Genomic DNA, 23283 nt, shown 5'->3' on the forward strand with positions numbered 1-23283 from the left:
GTTATCCCAGCCTTTCGATTAAATCGTTCATTTTCGCCTTATCTTTTCTATCATTCGTTTCAATTCCACTTGATACATCAATACCATCTAGTTGATAGCTTAATAGTTCTTGCACATTATCTACCTTTACGCCGCCCGCAATAAATAGAGGTACTTTTTGACTTACAGCTTCCGCTTGATAAGATGGAATCGAATCCCAATCAAATCGTTTGCCTGTCCCACCCCATTGCCCAGGTAATTTCGTGTCTACGACATATCCATCAGCTACACCATCAAACCGCTTCATTTCATCTAGAGCGGATTTACCGTGATGGATTACTTTCCAAATTGTTTTACCTGTCATTTGTTTTATCTTTGCAACAAATGCCGGCGTTTCACTACCGTGAAGTTGAAGGACATCAAGCGGAACTTCACTTACCGTTTGCGCTAACTCTTCTAATTCCGGATTTACAAACACTCCTACAATTTTCGTATCATTTAGCGGTGGATAATCGTTTAACCAGACTTTCACTTGTTCATCTGTAACGCGCCGAACGCTATTGGCAAAAATAAACCCTGCATATGGGACACCGCTCACTCTAACGCTCTCCCAATCCTCTAACGAACGATTACCGCACAACTTAAGATCAGGCTTCCTCATGAACTTTTTCACCGAACAAACGCTTAATTCCTTTTTCATAAGTTCCATCTCTCATGAGTGCCTCACCAACTAATACGGCTTTCGCACCGGCACTTTTCACATCTTTAATATCCTCATAGGTAGATATTCCACTTTCGCTAATCATCAACGTAGCTGCAGGAATGAACTGACTGAGTGAATGTGTTTGTTTAGTCGACGTCTCAAATGTAGCAAGATTTCGATTGTTCACTCCAATAATAGTTGGAGTGAAGTACGACGTAAGCTCTTCAAGCTCTTCCTTCGAATGTACCTCAACTAGACATTCTAACCCTAAATTTAAAGCATAATCATAAAATTCTTTTGTTTTCTCTGCACCAAGCGCCGTTACAATCAATAAAATCGCATCTGCGCCAATTCGTTTACTCTCATCTATTTGCCGTATATCAATGATAAAATCTTTTCGCAAAATTGGTAAGGACACGTGCTTTTTTACTTCCGTTAGAAATGCGTTCGCCCCCATAAAGAACGACTCGTCAGTTAAAACGGAAATCGCATCTGCACCCGCTTTTTCATAAGCTTTTGCTACTTCTACAGGATCAAAGTTCGCATTGATGATCCCTTTAGAAGGTGATGCCTTTTTTACTTCTGCAATTAAGCCTACCTCGTGCGTTGGCTTACGCAGGCTTTCAAGAAGAGAAACGTTTGCTAATTTTTCATCTTCAGGCATACTAAATCGTTCCATCTCTTCGTGTTTTACTTTAATAATTTGCTCAAGCATGAACATTCAGCTCCTTGTTTGCGCTTAATGTCTTTAGTTGATCTTGACCTGTCCCATTCAAAATGGCTTCTTTTGCCATTTGAACACCATCCTTAATAGTTTCACAAGCTCCAGCTAGATAAAGAGCTGCTCCGGCGTTGTAAAGAACAATTCCTGTACTAGCTTCGTTTCCTTGATCGTTAAAAACTTTCTCTATCAAATCTGCACTTTCTTTTGAATTGTTTACTACCAAATCCTTTGGGTTACCTGTAACAAGTCCAACTTCCTCTGGAGTGCGGCGATACGTACTGATTTCACCATTCCTCAATTCAACGAAATCAGTATAAGTGGAAATAGAACACTCATCGATTCCTTCTCCACCAGTGACGAGTAGTGCACGCTCTGTGCCGAGACGCTTCAATGCTTCTGCCATTTTCAGTGCCTTTTCATGACTATAAACTCCAATTAACTGAGACTGACTACCAGCCGGGTTTGCTAGAGGACCGAGGCTATTAAAGACCGTTCTAAAACCAATCGCCCTCCGCGCATTTACAGCGTGTTTCATTGCGACATGATAGTTTGGTGCAAATAGAAAGCACATGTTTTTTTCTTTAAGGGTTGCAACTGCTTCGTCCCGGCTTGACTGAGTCGGGATGCCAAGCTGGTCCAAAACATCTGCACTACCACTTTTGGAAGACACTGCTTTGTTACCGTGTTTCGCAACTTTCACCCCAAGACTCGAAACGAGAATGGCAGAAGCTGTAGATATGTTAAAGGTAGAGTGTCCGTCGCCACCTGTTCCACAAGTATCGATAAGCGGAAGGCCACCATGATCTAACTGAACAACATGATTTCGGAGCGAGCGAACAAACCCTGTCAGTTCTTCAATCGATTCACCTCTCATGTGAAGAATCGTTAAAAAGCTCGCAATTTGTGCATCGTTTGCTCTTCCTTCCATAATGATATCCATCACTTGTTCCGCTTCAGATTCTGTCAGAGTATGACCTTCAATCATCCTACTTAATTGTTCTTTAAACATTAAGCTGCTCCTCCTTTTTATCGAAAATCGCTTCAGCCACTTGTATTGCTTTAATCAAAGCGCTCGCTTTATTTCGAGTCTCTTCCCATTCATTTTCTGGTATTGAATCAGCTACAATGCCTGCTCCAGCCTGTACGTATGCAGTTCCATCCTTAATAACCATTGTTCGAATCGCGATACATGAGTCAATGTTTCCATCGAAACCGATATAACCGATCGCGCCTGAGTAAATCGATCGTGAAGTTGGTTCCAGCTCATTTAAGATTTGCATCGCCCGTACTTTCGGAGCGCCAGACACAGTTCCTGCAGGGAAGGAGGCTACAACAGCATCTAAACTAGTGAATTGAGGTGCTAAAACTCCCGTTACTTTTGATATAATGTGCATCACATGAGAAAAGCGTCCAATGTCCATCAGCTGCGGTACCGACACACTGCCATATTCCGCTACTCGACCAACATCATTTCTCGCCAGATCAACGAGCATGTAATGTTCCGCTCGCTCTTTCTCGTCTTGAAGTAATTCTTCTGCAAGTTCATTATCTTCTTGGTCAGTTCTACCGCGCTTTCTCGTACCAGCTATTGGATCGATCTCAATTTCACCATCCCGAACCTGAACTAATTTCTCAGGTGAGCTCCCAATAATTTCAAAATCATTCATCTTTAAATAAAACATATAGGGAGATGGATTAATGACGCGAAGGACCCGATAAAGATCCAACCCTCCAATCGTGACATCTTTTTCAAATCGCTGAGATAATACAGCTTGAAAGACATCACCCTCCTCAATGTAAGATTTTATTTTATTTACATCATTTAAAAATTGTTGCTTTTCATAATTCGATTTTATTTGTGAGAAATCCACTTCGTGAGAAGTATCTTCAGGCAGTACCATCACTTCCGATTGGTTTGACTTTGAAGAAAGAGTGACCAGCTCTTCCATCACAGAGAAAGCATTGTTGTATATCTCTTCAACATCCGCTCCTTCCCTTAATCTTGCATGATGACAAACCGTCAAACGCTTTAAATGATGATCAAAAATTAATAAATTCTCACAAACAATGAAATGAAAAAGCGGCATATCCTCATCCCGATCTGGATGAAGTGGAACTTTATCAAATTGGCTAACAGCGTCATAACCGATATAGCCAACAGCGCCACCATAAAAAGGAAAATCATGATCTGGAAGCTTCGGGTTTAAATAATTAAACAAAGCTTTTACACCTGATTGAAAATCATTTCGTTGCAGAATATCTGAACCGTTGGCATCAATAACGGTAAAAGTTCCTTTTTGTTCAATTAGCGAATAAATTGGATCGACTCCAATAAAGGAGTAGCGTGACCATTTCGACTCCTGATCACTACTCTCTAATAGAAAACTTGCTCGTTTACCAATGTTTTGAAAAATTTGAATGGGTGTCGCCGTATCAAGAAAATACGACTTCATTATCGGGATCATGCCGAACTGTGTGGCATCCCTTTGAAAAGAAGAATAATCTGTAGTCAACTTTCTCACCTCTCCATGTTTTGTTATGGAGAATGGAAACCTGAGTATTCCGAGGATGTTAATATAGTGGTATAACAAATAGCAGACTTAAATCGTCTGAATGTTAGCAATACCTTAAAAGGGTATATAAAAACCCCCTGAATAACCTCAGGGGGTGTATAGACGTATCCCTCTAAGCTCTCCTCAACTCAACTATCCTATTCTCAGCTCTCTCAACTCATAAAACCTACTATTGCCTCTGCTCTAAACTTATTTCTATCCTAGTATGATGCTCTCGATTTGTCAACTCGCAAGGTCGGGACGAAGCGATATAGCTTTCTCCAGGTAAACATGCTTGATTTGTTGCTGATCCATTGATGTATTCACCGTCATTAATACTCGAATGCACAAAGGTAACGCACCTTGAACTGGGATTTCTGATGAGCATAGCAAAGGAACATTTGACCATCCTTTAAATGCGCGGACTGCTTCAGCTGGAAATACCGCATCTAAGTCTCTAGTCATCGTAAATTGAATGGATGCTACCCGATTCGGTTCAACGTCATTTTGCTCGATTAATTGTTCAAGTAACGAAGTCGTTGCACGAATAATTTCTTCCTTGTCATTAAGACTAACCGTTGTTGCTCCTCGAATCCCTCGAATCAATGAGCTCCACTCCCTTCTATACTAGCTCGAAGTAATTTAAGAGCGATATCATCGTTTACCTTCACCTTAATTGGTTGACCAATTCTCTTTAATAAAACAAGCTGCAGCGTTTTGTTTTCTGCTTTTTTGTCTTTCTTCATTCTCTCAATTAATTGATTCGTATTAAGCTCTTTTGGAACTGTTGTAGGGAGGCCAATTTCTTGAAACCATTTCTTTATGTCATCCATACGAAGTGTTGTTTGAAAATATTCCTCGCTCAAACGAAGCGCATAAATCATACCAATAGCCACTGCTTCTCCATGAGTCATTTTGCCATATCCTAGCTCTGCTTCAATAGCGTGACCAAGCGTATGACCAAAGTTTAGGTAAGCACGAATTCCTTTTTCACGCTCATCTTCTTTTACGATAGCACCTTTCACAGCAATACCTTTTTTAATGATAAATTGAAGCTCTTCATCGCTATAATCCTGCACAGGCTTTCCGCTTTCCATTAACCATTTTAAAAATGCTTCATCATGAATAAGCGCATGCTTAATCACTTCACTAAATCCTGAGCGCCATTCTCGAGCTGGTAAGGTTTGCAGGCACTCTGTATCATAAATAACGGCTGCTGGTTGATGAAAAGCACCAATTAAGTTTTTCCCAAGTTCATGATTAATCCCTGTCTTCCCACCAACACTTGAATCATGAGCAAGTAGCGTTGTAGGAATTTGAACAAAATCAATGCCCCGCATATATGTAGCGGCAGCAAAACCTGCAAGATCTCCTACAACTCCTCCCCCAAGAGCAATGATGCAGGCTTGCCGATCTAAATCAGCTTTAAGCAACGCAGTCATCACTTCATGATAACGGGAAAATGATTTGGATTCCTCCCCTGATGGAACGACAAACGTTTGTATTTCTTTATCCTGCTGAATCGATGATAAATATCTTCCTTCCACTTCTTCGTCAGTAATAATGAAGAAACTTGAGTAGGGGCCTTTGACCAGCTCTTGCCATTTGAAGCGTATCCCAGTTCCGATATAAACGGGATAGCTGCCATCATTTGTATCAATCGATAGTGAATCCATCATTAAAACTCCCGGCTATATGTCCTGTAGCGATCTAGCGCTTCCGCAATTTCTTCCATTCGATCATGACCAAATTTATCAAGAATCGAACAAGCGACTTCCCACGCGACAACATTCTCAGCAACAACGCTAGCTGCCGGTACTGCACAGCTGTCCGATCGTTCAATACTTGCCTGGAAAGGCTCCTTTGAATCGATATCTACACTTTGCAATGGTTTGTATAGTGTTGGGATAGGTTTCATAACCCCTTTTACGACTATAGGCATTCCTGTCGTCATACCGCCCTCAAAGCCTCCAAGTCGATTAGTTTTTCGCGTGTATCCTTCTGACTCAGACCATTGAATTTCGTCGTGAACTTCACTACCAGGCTTTCTAGCTGCCTCAAAGCCTATTCCAAACTCAACCCCTTTAAACGCATTGATACTCATGACAGCTCCTGCAATTTTGGCATCAAGCTTACGATCATAGTGAACATGACTTCCAAGACCTACAGGTAGACCCTCGACGATTACTTCTACGATGCCTCCAATTGAATCGCCATTCTTTTTAGCATCATCAATTGCTTCCATCATTTTATTTCCTGCTTTTTCATCAAGGCTTCGAACAGGCGATTCTTCAGAAACACGTTGAACTTCTTCAAGAGACATACCACCATCGTATTGACTCTCAATCCCTCCAATCATGCGCACATGCCCAGCTACCTTAATACCAAGTGTATTGAGTAGTTTTTTAGCTACAGCTCCAGCAGCAACTCTTACCGTTGTTTCTCTAGCAGATGAACGTTCCAATACGTTTCTCATGTCACGATGGTTATATTTAATAGCGCCATTTAAATCTGCATGCCCAGGACGCGGACGTGAGATTTGACGCTTCATGTTTTCTTCTTGTTCTTTCGTTAATGGCTCTGCACCCATATAATTTTTCCAGTGCGTCCAGTCTTTATTTTCTACAACAAGCGCAATGGGAGCACCCGTCGATTTCGCATGTCGAACTCCGCTTAATATTTGGACTTGATCCTTCTCAATTTGCATACGTCGACCACGCCCATATCCAAGCTGGCGCCTCGCAAGTTCAGTGTTAATATCTTCTGCCAATAGCTCAAGACCAGAAGGAAGTCCTTCAAGTATTGTTGTTAGCTGCGGTCCGTGTGATTCTCCTGCTGTTAAGTATCTCATCTCAATCTCCTCCATTATGCTTTGGCGCTTTTACGTACTACTATATCACACCATATAAAATTCGTGTAAGTATTTTTAACTTTTTCAATGATGGTTGGGCATATCCTAACACAATTTAACTAAAAAAACACAAAATTTTTATTCTTTTCTCTAGCAGAATTGCTTCATCCGTTTTCTTTGGTTAATGTTGAAGATATAACCTACAACAAGGAAGTGTCTGGATGGAAATCACAAACCTTACAGCTCAATCCATGGCAAAAAAAATAAAAGCAAAAGAGATTTCGCCTGTGGAAGTTGTGCAAAGTCATCTTAATCGAATAAAACGTTTGAATCCTAAACTGAATTTATTTATCACTGTATTTGAAGAACAAGCGATAGAAGAAGCAAAAGCAGCTGAAAAAGAACTGATGAATACAGGTACAAGAGGACCTTTGCACGGTGTACCAATCGCATTAAAAGATCTTACATCAGTAGCCGGCCGGCGTACTACATTTGGTTCTCCACTTTTTAAGGATCACATTCCACAATCAGAGCCGACAATTGTAAAAAGGATTCGAAACGCAGGTGCTATTATTATCGGAAAAACAAATACACCAGAATTCGGGCATAAAGGGACAACAGACAATCTCTTAGTAGGTCCGACAAAGAATCCATGGGACCATTCTAGAACTGCTGGAGGATCAAGTGGTGGATCTGCTGCTGCAGTAGCAAGCAAGTGCGTGCCACTAGCAGAAGGTAGTGATGGAGGCGGTTCGATTCGTATTCCTTCATGCCTAAATGGCATTATTGGTCACAAACCAACGTTTGGTCGCGTACCGTTTGACAGCTCACCTTTCAATCGCTTTGGAACGACTCAGCCTTTTGTTCATTATGGTCCAATGGCAAGATCAACCGGTGACGCAGCTCTCCTCCTCTCTGTGATGGAAGGCTACCAGCCAACGGATCCGTATTCGGTTCCAGTCCCAGAAGAAAATTTACTTGAGGAAATGAAATTAGGTGTTAAAGGTAAAAGGTTCGCCTTTACAGAAAACTTTGGATTGTATCCCTTTGAGCAAGAAATTTTAGGTCCGCTAGAAGAAGCGATCAGTCTTTTACGTGACCACGGGGCAATCGTAGAAAATATCCCATTTCAATTTGGTATGAAACTTGAAGAATTGATTTCATTCTTCAACAAGATGTGGTATGTGGGTTTGGCAACAGCTTACGGGTCGCTTTATGATCGCTTCCCTTCACAATTTAGTCTCTCTGTTTCTCGCATGATTGAATCCGGTAGACAGCTTAGCGCAATAGAATTAAGAGAAACCGAAATGAAGCGTACGATCATTTGGAACACACTTCAACAAGAGTTAGATCGGTATGACGCTATTCTGTCTCCAGTTGTTGGAGTAACTGCTTTTTCACATCAAATCGAAGGTCCTGATACGATAAACGGAAAAGCTGCCGCCCCAATCTCTGATTGGATGATGACCCAGTTATATAATTGTACTGGGCATCCAGCGATATCGATCCCAGTCGGAAAAGCGCGATCTGGCTTACCCGTAGGTCTACAGGCTGCGACCGGCAAATTCAACGATACTTTATTATTTAGAATTGCCTATACACTTGAACAGGAAAAAGGTTTTGAATTCCCAATGATCTAACCGCCTATTCATCGTTTTGACTAAAAAAAGAACCAGACAGAAATCTGTCTGGTTCTTTTTATATAAGCGCTTTCATTTTTCTTTCAAAAAAATTAAACCCACTTCGAAACCGTTTTTGTATATTCATTTAATTCATTCTCATTAAAAAACAATGCAATTTCACGCTCTGCACTTTCAGGTGAATCTGAGCCGTGGATCACATTCATACTTACTTGAACACCGTAGTCACCGCGAATGGTTCCTGGATTAGCATCTTTTGGATTCGTTGCCCCCATCATCGTACGAGCAGTAGAAATAACATTCTCACCTTCCCAAACCATTGCGAAGACAGGACCTGATGTAATAAAGTCAACAAGTTCCCCGAAGAATGGACGCTCTTTGTGTTCACCATAATGAGTTTCTGCAAGGTCTTTTGAAACCGTCATCAATTTTGCCCCTACTAAATTAAATCCTTTATTCTCAAAGCGTGATACAATTCCACCAATCAAATTACGTTGAACACCGTCAGGCTTTACCATTAGAAAAGTTTTCTCCACAAAAATCTCCTCACTTTCAACACTTTGTATGTATAGGGCAGAACTATTTATCTGCCCTTCAAAATTCTATCAAATATTCGCAAAAATAACAACATTTCCTTTTAATGTTTTCTCTTGCCGATATATTCTGCGATTTGTCTAAGTGACGTTCTTGCTGAAGAAGCGGGTAGCTGTTCTAGTTCAAAGAAAGCTTTTTGAAGGTAGCGATCGCTAATCTGTCGAGAGTGTTCAATACCACCTGACAATTTCACAATGGACAGAACTTGATCCACCTGCTCTTGAGAAGCATGGAGCTCTTCTGAAAAAACATCCATGATTTTCTTCTTTTCGTTTTTCTGATTCATCGCATAAAGGACAGGTAACGTAATGTTACCCTGTAGTAGGTCTCCACCTGCTGGTTTCCCAAGCTGTTTTACAGTTCCTGTATAATCTAATATATCATCCGTTATTTGGTAAGACATACCAACGTAATAACCGAATTGCTTTAAGTGAAGCTGCTCTTGTTTAGATGCTCCCGCTGCGACTGCCCCTAGCTCACATGAAGTTGAGATTAGAAGGGCTGTTTTACGTTTAATTCTGCGAAAATAATCCCGTACATTTTGATCCCAATTAAATTGATCACGAATCTGTTCAATTTCACCAACGCTCATCTCTAAAATGGCATGGGACAAAATTCGATTTGCAGTCGGGTCATTTAATTCGGTCACTAGTTCAATGGCTCGGGCAAAAATATAATCTCCAGTATACATGGCTACACGGTTATCCCATTTTGCTTTTATTGTTTTAGCGCCCCGTCTCATTTCAGCATCATCAATGACGTCGTCATGAACGAGAGAAGCCATGTGAATTAGTTCAAGCGCCACCGCTACGTTTTTCATGAGTGGCAAATTGTAATTCCCGAACTTACCTGAAAGCAGAACGAAAACAGGACGGATTCGTTTCCCTCCAGCTTTTAATAGGTGGTTTGATGCATCCCGAAGAACGGGATGATGAGCATCTACCGTTTGCTCCAATTCAGTTTCAATAAATGACAAGTCTTTTTTTAAAGAAGCGTATATCGTTTTTAATTTCATGAGATCCACCTAACTGATTTTCACAAAATATCTGTTCTCTTATTCACTGGTTTAAAACCTCTGTGCATCGCTGCAACACCGCCAGAGTATGGCTTTGTATCAACGCGGCTAAATCCATTTTTAAAGAAAAGTTGTTTTAACTCTTCTCTACCTGGAAACGTGCTAGCTGATTCCTGAAGCCAAGAATACTCGTCATAACTTTTTGCGAACACTTTACCAAGAACTGGCATTACGTGCTTAAAATACCCGTAATAAACTTGTTTAAAGACAGGGATGGTGGGCTGGCTCGTTTCGAGGCAGACAACTTGTCCACCCGGCTTAACCACGCGATACATTTCTTTAATAACCTGGTTATAATCGGGGACGTTTCTTAGTCCAAAACCAATCGTAACGTAGTCAAATGAATTGTCTTCAAAAGGTAGATTCATTGCATTTCCATGAATGAGGGTAACGTTTTCTTTCCTTTTCTCATTCACTTTGACATGACCGACTTCAAGCATGTTTTCACTAAAATCAAGTCCAATGGCTGATCCACTTTCTCCAACAGCATCAGCCATTGCAATTGTCCAGTCTGCTGTGCCACAGCAAACATCAAGTGCTGATGATCCTTTTTGAACATCCATTAATCTCATTGTATCTTTTCGCCATGCTTTGTGACGCTGAAAGCTGATGACTGAATTCATTACATCATAACGTTTTGAAATCGTTTGAAATACATCGTGAACGCGTTCTTCTTTTGATGAAGCCATGCTTTATCCCTCTTCCGCCATTTTCTTTTCCTGGATCCCCTTCATTCCCCAGTTGTATTCGAAACGCTCCTGAAATAACTGATGGAGTTCTGAATGCTGTTGGAGAAGTTGGTCCATTTCCTTTTTTGCATAGGCAATATAAGAATCGAGGACGATTTTTGCTTTTGATGCCTGATTTGTTGATAACTTCGCACCTTTTACCGAGAGGAGCGTAGAAGCAATTTTTTGTAACATAAATGTACCCGATTGAATGATTCCCTGCTTTCTTTCAGTTAAAAGACGATTCATGTAGAAATAGTGTGAACCGAAGCTTTTCCAATTCGTAAGACCATAGTGTTCAGCAACTTTGCGTACTAAAATGGATTCAATCTCTTTCAAATTGTCAAACACGGGTTCAATCGTACTATACTCAGTTTGGTAAAAAGACATCTTTGCTTCATTAATCTCCTGAATGGCTTCAGAAAGAGTCCGAATCAACTCATTATCTTCCCATTTAGAAAGAAGGTGATAATACATGCTACTAAAATAATCACCTGCAAGTACTGTCAACTGACGATTTTTTCGATCACCTTCGTTATCGATCTCCTCAAGTGAAATAAGATCATGCGTATCAAGAGCAATTTGCACAAGCATGATGGAAAGAAGTGTATCCTGTTTCCTTTTATGTTCGAGCTTCGCTTGTTCTAGCATGCCATAAAAAACATATAACTTCTCTTCATCAATCACTGGAAAGTCGATAAATCGAAGTAAATATGAATGGGATAGGCGAGACTGCAGCATGTCCCGAACTCCTGCTATTTTTTTATGTGTGGTTTCCTTCGGATTTGTCATATCCCATACCCCTAACATGTCTTCCATTTAGAAAAGTGGGCTAGCCGCTTTATAGCGGTGAAAGCTTATTTTTCTTTTCTTCTTCAAATACCCTTATTCGTAATGGTTCAATTATGTATTCAATTCTAGTATAGCACAATAACCTTTGACCTAAAACGAGCGGCTCTTGTTTTAAAATGAAAGAAAAGCAGGTTTCGGTTTCCTGCTTTACTCTTCTGTACTTATTTCACCGTGTTCTGTTTGAATAACGGCTTTCCCTCTTACCTTAACGGCAGAAGTATGTTCAGTGAATTGGGCAATCATCACTTCTCCCTTATCAAGTTTCTCTGAATGATGAAATCTTGTATCAGACCCTCGTGTTAACCCAATTACGTTCACGCCATTTTCTAAGGCTTTAATAACAAAAAAATCATTGCTATCGCTTTTCATATCAATCACTCCGTTTAAAAGTTTAGCCTTTAATCAACCCAAGCACTTCAGCTCGTGCAGCTGTGTCATTCTCAAACACACCTCTAACTGCTGACGTTACGGTTGATGATCCAGGCTTTTTAACGCCTCTCATCGTCATACACATATGCTCAGCTTCTACGACAACCATCACGCCGTGAGGTTCAAGTGTATCCACCATTGAATTCGCTATTGTCGATGTAATTCGCTCTTGAAGTTGAGGGCGCTTTGTAACAGACTCGACAGCTCTTGCAAGTTTGCTAAGTCCTGTTACTTTACCGCCTTTCGGTATGTATGCCACATGCGCCTTTCCAAAGAAAGGAACGAGATGATGCTCACAAGTTGAATAAAACGGGATATCTTTCACTAAGACAAGCTCTTCGTGATCTTCCCCAAAAATGGTTTGAAAATGCTCTTTTGGATCTTGATGTAGCCCCTGAAAGATTTCTTCGTACATTCTTGCGACACGTTTAGGAGTATCTAACAATCCTTCGCGTTTTGGATCTTCCCCAATTGCTTCAAGGATCATTGTCACTGCTTCTTGTATTTTTTCATAATTAACTTCGTACATTGTTCTTACTCCTCCATTCAGGGCCTATATTACCTATGAAGATTCTAGCACATGGAGAAAAAGTTAGCAAAAAAGAAGAGCCGCATAATGTGCGACTCTTCTTTTGCCCTATGTATTTCTTACTTAACTGCATCCTTAAGGGCTTTACCAGGTTTAAATGCAGGAACCTTACTTGCAGCGATTTCGATTTCTTCGCCAGTTTGAGGATTACGCCCTTTACGAGCAGAACGCTCACGGACTTCAAAGTTACCAAAACCAATTAGTTGAACTTTGTCACCCTCTTGCAAGGATTGCATAATGTTATCAAAAACTGAGTCAACAGCTTTTGTCGCTTCTTTTTTAGAAAGCTCTGCAGATTCTGCAACAGCATTGATTAGATCTGTCTTGTTCATTCTGTTCACCTCCTCTCAAGAGAGATGGATAAATACATTCATTCACTTAATGACCAATATTTATACGTTGCAATGCACGTTTAGTACGTTTGCAAGCCCTATATTATACGAAGATGCGAAAGAATTCAATACGTTTGTGTCGATTTCAACGATTTTTCAGTGTTTTTTTACCTATTATCTGCGATATTCACTATTTGTAAACGCTCTAACGATCACTTTCCTCATTGTCGGTTAATTCATTCAATTCCGTTAATGCTTTGTTAATGCTTTACTGAACTCTGTTCTTATACACCGCTCGTAGAAACTATATTACCCCTTATACAAGTATGGTTAAACCTACAAAGCGAAAAATCGACTCCATAAATTGGAGTCGATTTTGTTATAGTATAATCGCAATTAAACCGCCTGATCCTTCGTTAATAATGCGCTCTAACGTCTCTTTTAATTTATAACGAGCATTCTCAGGCATTAAACCAAGTTTTGCCTGAATCCCTTCTCTCACGATTGAATTTAGTGAACGACCGAATATATCAGAGTTCCAGATCGAAAGTGGATCTTCTTCAAAATCTTGCATTAAATAGCGTACAAGCTCTTCGCTTTGCTTTTCTGTTCCGATAATTGGAGCAAATTCGGATTCTACATCTACTTTTATCATATGGATCGACGGCGCAACTGCTTTTAACCTTACGCCAAACCTCGACCCCTGGCGAATAATTTCTGGCTCATCAAGACTCATATCTTCAATAGCCGGGGCTGCAATACCATATCCCGTCTGTTTTACCATACGAAGAGCGTCAGAGACGTGGTCATACTCTGCTTTAGCAAACGCAAACTCCTGCATAAGTTGAAGAAGGTGATCTTTGCCTCGAATTTCCACGCCAACCACTTCTTTAAGAATTTGATCATAAAGATCTTCCGGTGCATACAGATCAATTTCTGCTATTCCTTGCCCCATCTCAATTCCAGCAAGGCGAGCATCTTGTATAAATTCAAACTCTTCAAATTGCCCAACGACACGATCAACATCGCGAAGTCGCTTAATATCTTTAACTGTTTCTCTTACAGATTCTTCATAATTTTGCCTTAACCAGTGATCCTGGTGGAGAACCATTACCCAACTAGGCAAGTTCACATTGACTTCTAATACTGGAAATTCATAAAGCACTTCTCTCATCACATTGTTAATATCATGCTCTGTCATACTCTCAACACTTAGTGAGATGACTGGTATGTCATACTTATTCGAAAGATCTCCACGTAACGCTTCTGTTTGAGGATGGTGAGGATGAGCTGAATTGACAATCATAATAAACGGTTTGCCTACTTCTTTTAATTCTTCAACGACTCTTTCCTCTGATTCGAGATAATCATGTCTTGGAATCTCTCCAATAGATCCATCTGTTGTAATCACTACTCCAAGAGTGGAATGCTCCTGAATGACTTTTCTTGTACCAATTTCAGCTGCTTCCTGAAACGGAATAGGCTCCTCATACCAGGGTGTATTGATCATACGAGGTCCATCCTCATCTTCATACCCTTTTGCTCCAGGTACCGCATACCCAACGCAGTCAACAAGTCTAACATTCACGTCTAAGCCATCTTCTACATGAATTTGAACAGCATGATTCGGGACGAATTTAGGTTCTGTCGTCATGATCGTCCGGCCTGCAGAACTTTGTGGTAGCTCATCTTGTGCCCTTGCTCGATCTGCATCGCTTTCCATATTGGGCAAGACGATAAGTTCCATGAACTTCTTAATAAACGTTGATTTTCCTGTTCGAACAGAACCTACGACTCCAAGGTATATATCTCCCCCTGTACGCTCTGCGATATCTTTGAAGATATCTACTCTCTCCACGTGATCGCCTCCTGAATTCCGCCTCATTGGACGAAATGATTCACTCCAGACCGCAGACATTCTTGAACACTACCATTCTATGATGTTGTCCAATAAATATGACACCTTAAAGCAAAAGGATTTGATGTAACAAGTAAACTTTGGCTACCTTACCGTTTAAATTCATAAAAAATCCCTCCTCTTTTTAATAGTTGTATTGCTAAAGAGAAGGGAAAATACCTATTTCACTAAAAAAACAGCTTTATCATTTTCAACCGTATACGGAACAGATGCAACTGGTACATAGAACGAATTGTTCGCTAACAAATCACGGATATCATCACCGTTTTGATAGTTATGGTCGGGATTACTTTCAATCGCTTTTGTAAGGTCGCTTGAGTAGTCAATATGTACATTACCATTCTGATCAAGGAAAAACGGAAGTTGATCGTTTGTAAACGGGCTCTTTACCGTTATCTCTTCCTCTATACCCATCGCGTCGTAATCGATTGAATAACGATCTTTCGCAAGTACTTCCTTAAAAGGAGGATAATCTTTTTTTCTTCGATAATCATTTATACGGAGCTGCAGATCTTTTACTTTTTCAATCATTAGTAAATCAATTAACCTTACTGTAGGGTTTTCTTCCACGTTGATTAGAACATATTGAAATACCCCTCCATTTTCAAAGGAATTCCCCGGTGCTTGCTGTAAAAAAGCGGGTACTAATTTCTTGAAATCAATTGGGTACTTTTGATAGATTGGCGTTTCCTGATCTCTCGTTTTGATTGGAAGAACTGACTTGTTATCCTGATATTGTTCAACGGCTGTTTGAACAGATTGTATTTGATCTGTATATGGAATCTGATTCTCGTTCTTCTGGCTTTCCGGATACAAACAACCTGAAAGCATAGTCACAAGACTCGTCCATAATACAAGCTTTGTAGCTAATCGTTTCATTTCACTCATTCCTTAATCAAAGTTTACTTGCTTAGTTTGTAGGACCAGTGACCACGACTAGAAGCATCAGGACACCTGCAACGAACATACACATATAGGCAAAAGTCGATACAAGTATTCGAAAAAAACCTTTCAGCTTCGAGCGGCTTAGCATAATGGCCATAACAGCAATAAACATTAAGCCAAGTGCAGAAAGCGCTACCCACATTTTAATTAACGCTGGTGACATTATTTATCCCCCTAGTATGACAAAATCTAACTTACACTGCCAATCATTATATCAAATCTTATCCCTTTTTACCTATAGTCGTTTTAACATTTTAAAAGTAGCTTTTTTAAATATGTCCGTCAGTTCTTTTTTGAGAAAGATCACGTTTAATAGTCAACAGATTCGATAACGCTTCCAAATCCACAAATAAAAAGCTGAAGAAAGGGGCTTTTCTTCAGCTTTGACTATATGGATTTCTTATAGAAGTATGCTTTTGCACATTGATGGTTCCTTATTAGTATATGGTCTTTCATCGAAGGCGGTATCGTTGATTAGCCTAAGTTTGATCACATTTTTTATTTTTGACTAAAAAGTTTGGCAATTGCAGACAAATCGAACGGCATATTCTTGTTGACGATCGCCTTTACGATTCGATCTTCTTTTTCTTTTGAGACAGGTACATTCGCAACGCGTGCAACATTCGCTATTAATCTACGCACTGTTTTCTCATCAGTAAAATCTGCGCCCTGAACGGAATTTGCTAACTTAAAGATGTCTTCTTTTTTGACATTCGTTTTCTTTTCTATGTTATCGAACAGATCGCTCACGCTGTTTCCTCCTTACCATTAAGGTTCAACATAGTGTATGCAAGGAGGAATACTTCGTGCTTCGGCTGCTTATAGTTCTTTAGGATTTAATTCAAAACGATCAGCAAGTAGTGAAGTAAGATCTTCTGTTTCATGGGTTCGAAGTCGTCCCATTAATTGATCTACGCCATCTTTGGGATCTTTGTTATTAAATAGCACCTCAAATAACACGGATGTAATTGGCATGTCCACGTTCTGTTTTTGTGCAAGGTAATATGCCGCTTTCGTCGTCCGGACACCTTCTACGACCATACCCATATTTTCGAGAACTTCATCAAGGTTATTCCCTTTACCTAACAGATTACCAGCTCGCCAGTTACGGCTATGTACACTTGTACACGTTACGACAAGGTCTCCTATACCTGTTAAACCCATAAAAGTAAGCGGGTTTGCCCCCATCGCCGCCCCAAGGCGCGCAATTTCAGCTAAGCCTCTTGTAATCAGGGCAGCTTTTGCATTGTCGCCATATCCAAGTCCATCAGACAAACCAGCACCAAGCGCAATGATATTTTTTAAAGCTCCTCCAAGTTCAACACCAATTATGTCATGATTCGTATAAACTCGAAAATTCGAATTAATAAAAAGATCCTGGACATATTCAGCTTGAGCCATGGATTTAGAAGAAGATGTAACAGTTGTTGGGTGACGAAGGCTTACTTCTTCCGCATGACTAGGTCCTGATAAAACAACAACTGATTTTCTTAGGTTTTCCGGAATCTCCTCTTCAATCACTTCAGAAATTCGCTTGGACGTCTCAGGTTCAATTCCTTTACTTGCGTGAATGAATGTTACGGGTGTTGATAAGTATGTCTTAATTTCAGGAAGAACTTCTCGAAGCGCTTTCGTTGGTGTAACAAGCAAGATGGCTTCGGCATCTTTTACACTTTCTTCAAGTGAACTAGTCGCTTTAATCCCTTCAGGTAGACTAATTCCAGGAAGATATTTACTATTTTCCTGCTTCTCATTTACTTCCTCTGCAAGATCTGTTCTCCTTGCCCATAATGATACATCATGTTGGTTATCTGCTAGTACAATTGCAAGAGCTGTTCCCCAGCTTCCTGCACCTACCACTGAAATTTTCGCCATTGTACTTCCTCCTTACTGCTCGACCTTTTGACCGAGCTTGCTTTCAGTACCAGTGAACAACCGTTTCACATTTGTACGATGTCGCCAAACTGAAAGAATCGCCAGAATCGTCCCTAACAAAATATAAGATGCTGGGTTTCCTCCAAGCAAGAATATAAATGCAGGCGTTAGCACAACAAAGATCAGGGAACCAAGTGAAACAAATCGCGTAATCACAATCGCAAAGATAGCTATAATCCCAGCATAAAGTGCTGGTAAGAACGCAATTGTAGCAAATACTCCAATCGTTGTTGCCACACCTTTTCCGCCTCGAAACCCAAAAAATATCGGCCAGTTATGACCTAAAATCGCACATATTCCTGCAAGGAAAGGAACGATTGGTTCACTAGAGAACCAATACCCTAACCATACAGCAAGTATGCCTTTAATCACATCAAGAGCCAGGACAGTAATAGCAGGACCTGTCCCGAGTACTCGAAGTGTATTTGTCGCTCCTGCATTGCCGCTCCCGTGATCTCTTATATCGATCTTCTTCACGAATTTTGCAATCAAATAACTGAAACTAATTGAACCGAGCAAGTACGCAGCAATGCAAATCAGGATCGCGATCATCTCATTTCCCCCTTTTAGTTAGCAAGGTCCCCCGAACGAAACAAGGTTAATTATTCGCTTTTTCTTCGAGCAAGAATACGTAATGGCGTGCCCTTAAAGCCAAACGTCTCACGTATACGGTTCTCTAAGAAGCGTTTGTAAGAGAAGTGAAGCAATTCTGGGTCATTAACAAATAAAACGATAGTAGGCGGCTTTACAGCCACTTGCGTCGCATAGTTAATTTTCAGTCGTTTCCCATTATCTGTCGGTGTTGGGTTCATCGCAACTGAATCCATAATTAATTCATTCAATACATTTGTTTTCACACGTAATGCATGGTTCTCGGCTACTGTGTTCACAACAGGTAGTAACGTGTGAAGACGCTGTTTCGTTTTCGCAGATAAGAACACAATCGGTGCATAGCTAAGGAACAAGAAATGATCGCGAATTTTTTGTTCGAATTCACGCATTGTCTTATCATCTTTTTCAACAGCATCCCATTTGTTTACAACGATAACTACGGCTTTACCAGCTTCATGAGCATAACCCGCTACTTTCTTATCCTGCTCGATGATCCCTTCTTCCCCATCAATAACGACTAAAACAACGTCTGAACGTTCAATCCCACGCATGGCTCGAAGAACGCTGTACTTCTCAGTCGTCTCATAAATCTTTCCTCGTTTTCTCATTCCTGCCGTATCAATAATGACATAGTCTTGACCATCGCGCGTAAACATCGAATCAATGGCGTCACGCGTCGTTCCAGCTATATCACTTACTATCACACGTTCTTCCCCAAGAATTGTATTAACAAGTGATGATTTCCCTACGTTTGGACGGCCGATCAATGAGAACTTAATCGTTCCTTCATCATATTCTTCCTCATGTTCTTCAGGGAAAGACTTAAACACTTCATCTAGAAGATCACCTAATCCCAGACCATGAGAACCTGAAATACCGAATGGAGTACCAAATCCTAGAGCATAGAAATCATAAATAAGCGTTTGCTGTTCCGGGTTATCTACTTTATTTACAGCTAATACCACTGGTTTATTGGAACGATAAAGAATTTTTGCAACTTCTTCATCGGCATTTGAGATCCCATCTCGTCCATTTACCATAAATATAATAACGTCAGCTTCGTCAATGGCTATTTCTGCCTGGTAACGAATTTGCGAAAGAAACGGCTCGTCACCGATCTCAATACCACCTGTATCGATGATATTAAATTCACGATTTAACCATTCTCCTGTACTATAAATACGATCTCTTGTTACTCCTGGAGTATCTTCTACAATCGATACTCTTTCTCCTACTATACGATTAAAAATGGTCGATTTCCCAACATTTGGTCGACCCACTATTGCGACAACTGGTTTTGTCATTTTATGCACGCCCTTTCTAAAAGACTATCTAAGCTTGAAACCAGAAAGTCGTGGACAAACTTTCCAGGAGTTCATGATAAAAACCCTCCTCTATAAGAAGGGCGTAGTCTTCGATAGCTTTTATATCTTATCAAAAAAGCAACCATTGAACAACAGACGATCAAATGAATCTTCTTTCAATCCCTCCTAAACTTTGCTAATGCTTTACAATTATATACACGCCATTACTTAACTTGTGAGCAATCCCATCTAGGATGGCTTCAAGATCAGCTGCTACTCCGTCCATTTCTTCTTCAGAGTCACAAACAAAAATATTAGCTCCAACAGGGGCTTTTGCTACTGATCGCGTAACAGTTGCCAGTATTGCTTTTTCTATTTTCAAGACTCGTCACTCCCCTTTTCCTTCGTTTCCGTTGGCATACGTATGGCGTTTTCGAGCGTCGGAACTTTTGAAATGACTTTCATAGCAAGATCAACATTTTTATTTTGAGGTAAAATAAAAACGCCAATACGTCCATCATCAAGATCGCGTTTAATTAATGGCACAAGGGCTGGAGTACCAGAATCACGATAGACACCGAGTGAAATGGCAAGGTCATGTAGAATCGCTTGTCTTTGACCAAGATTACCAATTGTCATACGCGCATCAAAATTTTTCGGTGAAATTGTAAAACCAAGCCCATGTTGTAAAATCTCTTGCTGTCTTGCTGGAATCCCAATATTCATAATGTAAATGTTATCAACATAAAGGCCCGCCCCATCAAATGTCACTTCTTTTTGTTCAATGTTCGCAATCTTCCCTAATTTACTTCCAGTCATGTACTTTCTTGCTACTAAAAACGCAAGAAATGCTGCGACTAATCCTGCCCATAAGTTTATAGCTAAATAGGCAAATGATGTGACAAATGAAATAAAGATAACTAAGTAGTTTCTTCCTTCAAACGTAACGGCTATTCCCTCAATGTACGAAGCCCCTCTCGGAACGAGTTCGAGCGAATCCATTTCAGTTAGGGTTTTTCTTTCCATATTGCGCACTTCTCTAAATTGCGAAGCTGCAAGCGTTAAAAAGGTAACGGCTGTAAATTCTTGTTCCATAATGGAAGGAACGACGAGTGAGCCAAGTGATGCGGCAATAAATCCAAGGGCAAGGTGGATGATCATCCCATGTGGGTATGTAGGGTATTGGCGGTAATCAGTCCTGAACATATAAATTCTCGCAAGTGTACCTGCGATCACCCCAAACAAAATTGAAATTGTATACTCATTCATGAATATCCCCGTCTTTCTTGATGTTTTTTCAAGAGTTTTTCAAGATGAAGCGTTACTTTTACAAATCCCGACCATGCAGCTGTGCTCATTACTGAAATAGCCAGTATGTCCAGCGAGGCTAACTCTCCAATAACTCGTTCGAACCCCATCCCATTAAATATCATTCCTAAAATCATTTCACCGTGGACGATACTGAGAATTAGAAAAGAGCAGCGTTCGAACGTACCGTTAATCGTTAAATGAATGATGACAAGAAGAATTGCTGAGATAGACCACCTTGTATACAAAAAAGTAAATACCGGATCATAAATTGCAAACAGCTGAATCGATGTAAATGCTGCTGTTAACATGATCAAAATAATCATTGCGTAAACCGTGTTAACACGATATTTCATTAAAAGGAAATACCCAATCCCCAGTAAAAGCAGCCATAAAGCTGATACCGTAACATTGAAAGTTTCTACCGTTGTATGAATTAAGCATATCGCCAGCAAAAAAACAAATGCTAACAGCGTTCGATTGAAGGAAGCTTTTTGAAAAAAAACGGCAATAACCAGTCCCATCCACGCGAACCAAACGAATATAATCCCATCCACTACTTCTCCTCCTCTCAGTATGATCAGTATGGGATGTTTTCATAATAGATAGACTTAAAAATGCATAACTTCTAAACCTTTTTTTCATTATAAGAAGAGGTTCGTTTGAAAGGAGGGTGAAAAATGGGGAAAGATCGACAGGAAAAAAAGTTGAAAAACTCAAAACGAGTTGAGTCAGACCGTGATCAATCTCTTGAACATCAAGGAGCAGCCATGTTAGAAGGAGCTTCTGATGCTAGAAAGCGAAATGGTCAGAAGGGATAAAGATTCACATTTTGCATACAAAAAAGCTCTCTGCATCATGATGCAGAGAGCTTTTTTAATTTGATTATTTGTATTTCTTTAGCTGATCACCGATCATATCTCCAAGAGAAAATGGAGCGTTTCCATCACTCTCTTTTTGATATTCTTCAACTTCGCTTGATACTTGTTCTGTCTCTAGAACTTTTATACTTAGTGAAATTCGCTTTTCATCGAGATTCACATCGAGCACTTTCACTCGTACTGTTTCCCCCTCCGAAAGGACTTCCTGAGGCGTACCAATATGTTTGTTCGAGATTTCTGAAATGTGAACAAGTCCTTCAACGCCAGGAGCTACTTCAACAAATGCGCCAAAGCTAACTAGACGTTTTACAGTACCTTCAATTTCATCTCCAGTACTAAGCTTGCCCTTCACTTCTTCCCACGGTCCTGGAAGTGTTTCCTTTATGGATAGTGAAATTCTTTCGTTGTCACGATCAACAGAGAGAATTTTAACATTCACTTGCTGACCTTCTGTTACAACTTCAGACGGTGTTTCCACACGATGGTGAGCCATCTGAGAGATGTGAACGAGTCCATCAACTCCACCGATATCGACAAATGCGCCAAAATCAGTTAATCGTTGAACCGTTCCCTCGACAACTTGTCCTGCTTGAAGAGATGCAAGCGTTTCTTGTTTTTTATGATCCGCTTCTTGTTCAAGAACGGCGCGATGTGATAGAATCACCTTCGCTTTCTCTGGATCAAACTCAACAATTTTCACACTCAGGCTTTTACCTTTGTAGTCTGAGAAATCTTCAACGTAGTGTCTTTCTACAAGGGAAGCGGGAATAAATCCGCGAACACCAAGATCAACTACAAGACCACCCTTAACCACGTCCGCAATTTCAACATCGAATGCCACAGAATTTTCATACTTGTCTTGCAGGGCATCCCATGCTTGATCAGCTTCGACTGCTTTCTTAGAAAGCACTAGTTCATCTTCAGAAACTTTGATTACTTTAACTTCTATTTCATCACCTTCTGAGAGCACGTCGCTAACCTTTTCGACGTGAAGGCTTGACAGTTCGCTGATTGGCAGCACTCCATCAACTTTAAAACCAACATCAACTGATGCGTGTTTCTCTTCGACTTTGGAGATTTTCCCAGTCACCACATCTCCAATTTCGAATGATTTGAACTCAGTCATTTCCTGATTCATCTCTTCACCCATTGACAAACTCCTCCTTCAATCCAAAAGAAATAAAACTTTTCGATATGATTTATAAAAGTCTTCCACTGATAGCGAAAGAAATTTATTGAAAAGTTAAGCACCCTTTCCTCTAACTTTCACTAAAAATGACGGATTTGTCAAGTATCCTGACACATTTATTTAAATTTTTTAACAATATTGAA

27 protein-coding genes are annotated in these 23283 nt (G+C 40.2%); 2 read left to right on the plus strand and 25 right to left on the minus strand.

The genetic code is table 11. The annotated features are described in order from the left end of the window. Window position 1: 1 nt before the first annotated feature. The 7 genes from ATG70_RS08925 to aroC form a co-directional block, all read right to left on the minus strand. Complete coding sequence (locus ATG70_RS08925) at window positions 2-688, minus strand: phosphoribosylanthranilate isomerase (RefSeq protein ID WP_306472699.1); 687 nt, start codon at window positions 686-688, stop codon at window positions 2-4. After that, window positions 627-1397, minus strand: coding sequence for an indole-3-glycerol phosphate synthase TrpC (gene trpC / locus ATG70_RS08930; RefSeq protein ID WP_098443968.1), 771 nt, complete (start codon window positions 1395-1397; stop codon window positions 627-629). The genes ATG70_RS08925 and trpC overlap by 62 nt, the downstream gene beginning before the upstream one ends. Further along, window positions 1390-2415 (minus strand): anthranilate phosphoribosyltransferase, encoded by a 1026-nt coding sequence (gene trpD / locus ATG70_RS08935; RefSeq protein WP_098443969.1) that lies wholly within the window; start codon window positions 2413-2415, stop codon window positions 1390-1392. Before trpD ends, trpC begins: the two co-directional genes overlap by 8 nt. Beyond that, entirely contained in the window at window positions 2408-3871 is a 1464-nt protein-coding gene (gene trpE, locus ATG70_RS08940; RefSeq protein ID WP_218925496.1) for an anthranilate synthase component I, read from the minus strand. Before trpE ends, trpD begins: the two co-directional genes overlap by 8 nt. Window positions 3872-4201: 330 nt before the next feature. After that, window positions 4202-4564, minus strand: coding sequence for a chorismate mutase (gene aroH, locus ATG70_RS08945; protein ID WP_098443971.1), 363 nt, complete (start codon window positions 4562-4564; stop codon window positions 4202-4204). After that, window positions 4561-5634 carry a 3-dehydroquinate synthase gene (aroB, locus tag ATG70_RS08950; RefSeq protein WP_098443972.1) on the minus strand — a complete coding sequence of 358 codons (1074 nt, stop codon included), beginning with the start codon at window positions 5632-5634 and terminating at the stop codon, window positions 4561-4563. The genes aroH and aroB overlap by 4 nt, the downstream gene beginning before the upstream one ends. 2 nt (window positions 5635-5636) lie before the next feature. Beyond that, entirely contained in the window at window positions 5637-6809 is a 1173-nt protein-coding gene (gene aroC, locus ATG70_RS08955; RefSeq protein WP_098443973.1) for a chorismate synthase, read from the minus strand. A 221-nt stretch (window positions 6810-7030) separates the two neighbouring features. On the opposite strand from aroC, the gene ATG70_RS08960 reads away from it, so the two are divergent. Beyond that, window positions 7031-8449, plus strand: coding sequence for an amidase (locus tag ATG70_RS08960; protein ID WP_098443974.1), 1419 nt, complete (start codon window positions 7031-7033; stop codon window positions 8447-8449). Window positions 8450-8541: 92 nt separating this feature from the next. Here ATG70_RS08960 and ndk read toward each other — a convergent pair whose 3' ends face one another. The 17 genes from ndk to ATG70_RS09045 form a co-directional block, all read right to left on the minus strand. Next, the gene (ndk, locus tag ATG70_RS08965; RefSeq protein ID WP_098443975.1) at window positions 8542-8985 is read right to left on the minus strand and encodes a nucleoside-diphosphate kinase; all 444 of its coding nucleotides are present in this window, start codon (window positions 8983-8985) and stop codon (window positions 8542-8544) included. Window positions 8986-9086: 101 nt separating this feature from the next. Further along, window positions 9087-10058 (minus strand): heptaprenyl diphosphate synthase component II, encoded by a 972-nt coding sequence (gene hepT / locus ATG70_RS08970; RefSeq protein WP_098443976.1) that lies wholly within the window; start codon window positions 10056-10058, stop codon window positions 9087-9089. A gap of 20 nt (window positions 10059-10078) precedes the next feature. Continuing rightward, a complete protein-coding gene (locus ATG70_RS08975) occupies window positions 10079-10807 on the minus strand; it encodes a demethylmenaquinone methyltransferase (RefSeq protein WP_098443977.1) in 729 nt (242 codons plus the stop codon). A gap of 3 nt (window positions 10808-10810) precedes the next feature. Beyond that, window positions 10811-11587, minus strand: a complete 777-nt coding sequence (locus tag ATG70_RS08980; protein WP_179886231.1) for a heptaprenyl diphosphate synthase component 1 — start codon at window positions 11585-11587, stop codon at window positions 10811-10813. 258 nt (window positions 11588-11845) lie between these two features. Next, a complete protein-coding gene (gene mtrB, locus ATG70_RS08985) occupies window positions 11846-12067 on the minus strand; it encodes a trp RNA-binding attenuation protein MtrB (RefSeq protein ID WP_098443979.1) in 222 nt (73 codons plus the stop codon). Window positions 12068-12089: 22 nt separating this feature from the next. After that, window positions 12090-12656 (minus strand): GTP cyclohydrolase I FolE, encoded by a 567-nt coding sequence (gene folE, locus ATG70_RS08990; protein ID WP_098443980.1) that lies wholly within the window; start codon window positions 12654-12656, stop codon window positions 12090-12092. Between the two features lie 119 nt (window positions 12657-12775). Further along, window positions 12776-13048 carry an HU family DNA-binding protein gene (locus ATG70_RS08995; RefSeq protein WP_048309232.1) on the minus strand — a complete coding sequence of 91 codons (273 nt, stop codon included), beginning with the start codon at window positions 13046-13048 and terminating at the stop codon, window positions 12776-12778. 379 nt (window positions 13049-13427) lie between these two features. Continuing rightward, complete coding sequence (spoIVA, locus tag ATG70_RS09000; protein ID WP_098443981.1) at window positions 13428-14906, minus strand: stage IV sporulation protein A; 1479 nt, start codon at window positions 14904-14906, stop codon at window positions 13428-13430. Window positions 14907-15125: 219 nt separating this feature from the next. Then, window positions 15126-15845, minus strand: coding sequence for a hypothetical protein (locus tag ATG70_RS09005; protein ID WP_098443982.1), 720 nt, complete (start codon window positions 15843-15845; stop codon window positions 15126-15128). A 31-nt stretch (window positions 15846-15876) separates the two neighbouring features. After that, window positions 15877-16074, minus strand: coding sequence for a DUF2768 domain-containing protein (locus ATG70_RS09010; RefSeq protein WP_098443983.1), 198 nt, complete (start codon window positions 16072-16074; stop codon window positions 15877-15879). Window positions 16075-16409: 335 nt separating this feature from the next. Continuing rightward, window positions 16410-16661 (minus strand): stage VI sporulation protein F, encoded by a 252-nt coding sequence (locus ATG70_RS09015; protein WP_098443984.1) that lies wholly within the window; start codon window positions 16659-16661, stop codon window positions 16410-16412. A 69-nt stretch (window positions 16662-16730) separates the two neighbouring features. Then, entirely contained in the window at window positions 16731-17786 is a 1056-nt protein-coding gene (locus tag ATG70_RS09020) for an NAD(P)H-dependent glycerol-3-phosphate dehydrogenase (protein WP_098443985.1), read from the minus strand. A 12-nt stretch (window positions 17787-17798) separates the two neighbouring features. Further along, window positions 17799-18398 (minus strand): glycerol-3-phosphate 1-O-acyltransferase PlsY, encoded by a 600-nt coding sequence (plsY, locus tag ATG70_RS09025; RefSeq protein WP_098443986.1) that lies wholly within the window; start codon window positions 18396-18398, stop codon window positions 17799-17801. 50 nt (window positions 18399-18448) lie between these two features. Continuing rightward, on the minus strand, window positions 18449-19762 hold the full coding sequence (gene der / locus ATG70_RS09030) for a ribosome biogenesis GTPase Der (RefSeq protein ID WP_098443987.1): 1314 nt from the start codon (window positions 19760-19762) through the stop codon (window positions 18449-18451). Between the two features lie 196 nt (window positions 19763-19958). Beyond that, on the minus strand, window positions 19959-20144 hold the full coding sequence (locus ATG70_RS09035) for a capping complex subunit for YIEGIA (RefSeq protein WP_098443988.1): 186 nt from the start codon (window positions 20142-20144) through the stop codon (window positions 19959-19961). Further along, on the minus strand, window positions 20141-21031 hold the full coding sequence (locus tag ATG70_RS09040; protein WP_098443989.1) for a YIEGIA family protein: 891 nt from the start codon (window positions 21029-21031) through the stop codon (window positions 20141-20143). The genes ATG70_RS09035 and ATG70_RS09040 overlap by 4 nt, the downstream gene beginning before the upstream one ends. After that, window positions 21028-21627, minus strand: a complete 600-nt coding sequence (locus ATG70_RS09045) for a YphA family membrane protein (protein ID WP_098443990.1) — start codon at window positions 21625-21627, stop codon at window positions 21028-21030. The genes ATG70_RS09040 and ATG70_RS09045 overlap by 4 nt, the downstream gene beginning before the upstream one ends. A 123-nt stretch (window positions 21628-21750) precedes the next feature. Between ATG70_RS09045 and ATG70_RS09050 the strand changes: the two genes are divergently transcribed. Next, window positions 21751-21891 (plus strand): YpzI family protein, encoded by a 141-nt coding sequence (locus ATG70_RS09050; protein ID WP_098443991.1) that lies wholly within the window; start codon window positions 21751-21753, stop codon window positions 21889-21891. Window positions 21892-21955: 64 nt separating this feature from the next. Here ATG70_RS09050 and rpsA read toward each other — a convergent pair whose 3' ends face one another. Next, entirely contained in the window at window positions 21956-23101 is a 1146-nt protein-coding gene (gene rpsA, locus ATG70_RS09055) for a 30S ribosomal protein S1 (protein ID WP_098443992.1), read from the minus strand. Between the last annotated feature and the right edge of the window lie 182 nt (window positions 23102-23283).

The sequence above is a fragment of the Bacillus sp. es.036 genome, from assembly GCF_002563635.1.
Taxonomy (GTDB): Bacteria; Bacillota; Bacilli; order Bacillales; family Guptibacillaceae; genus Guptibacillus.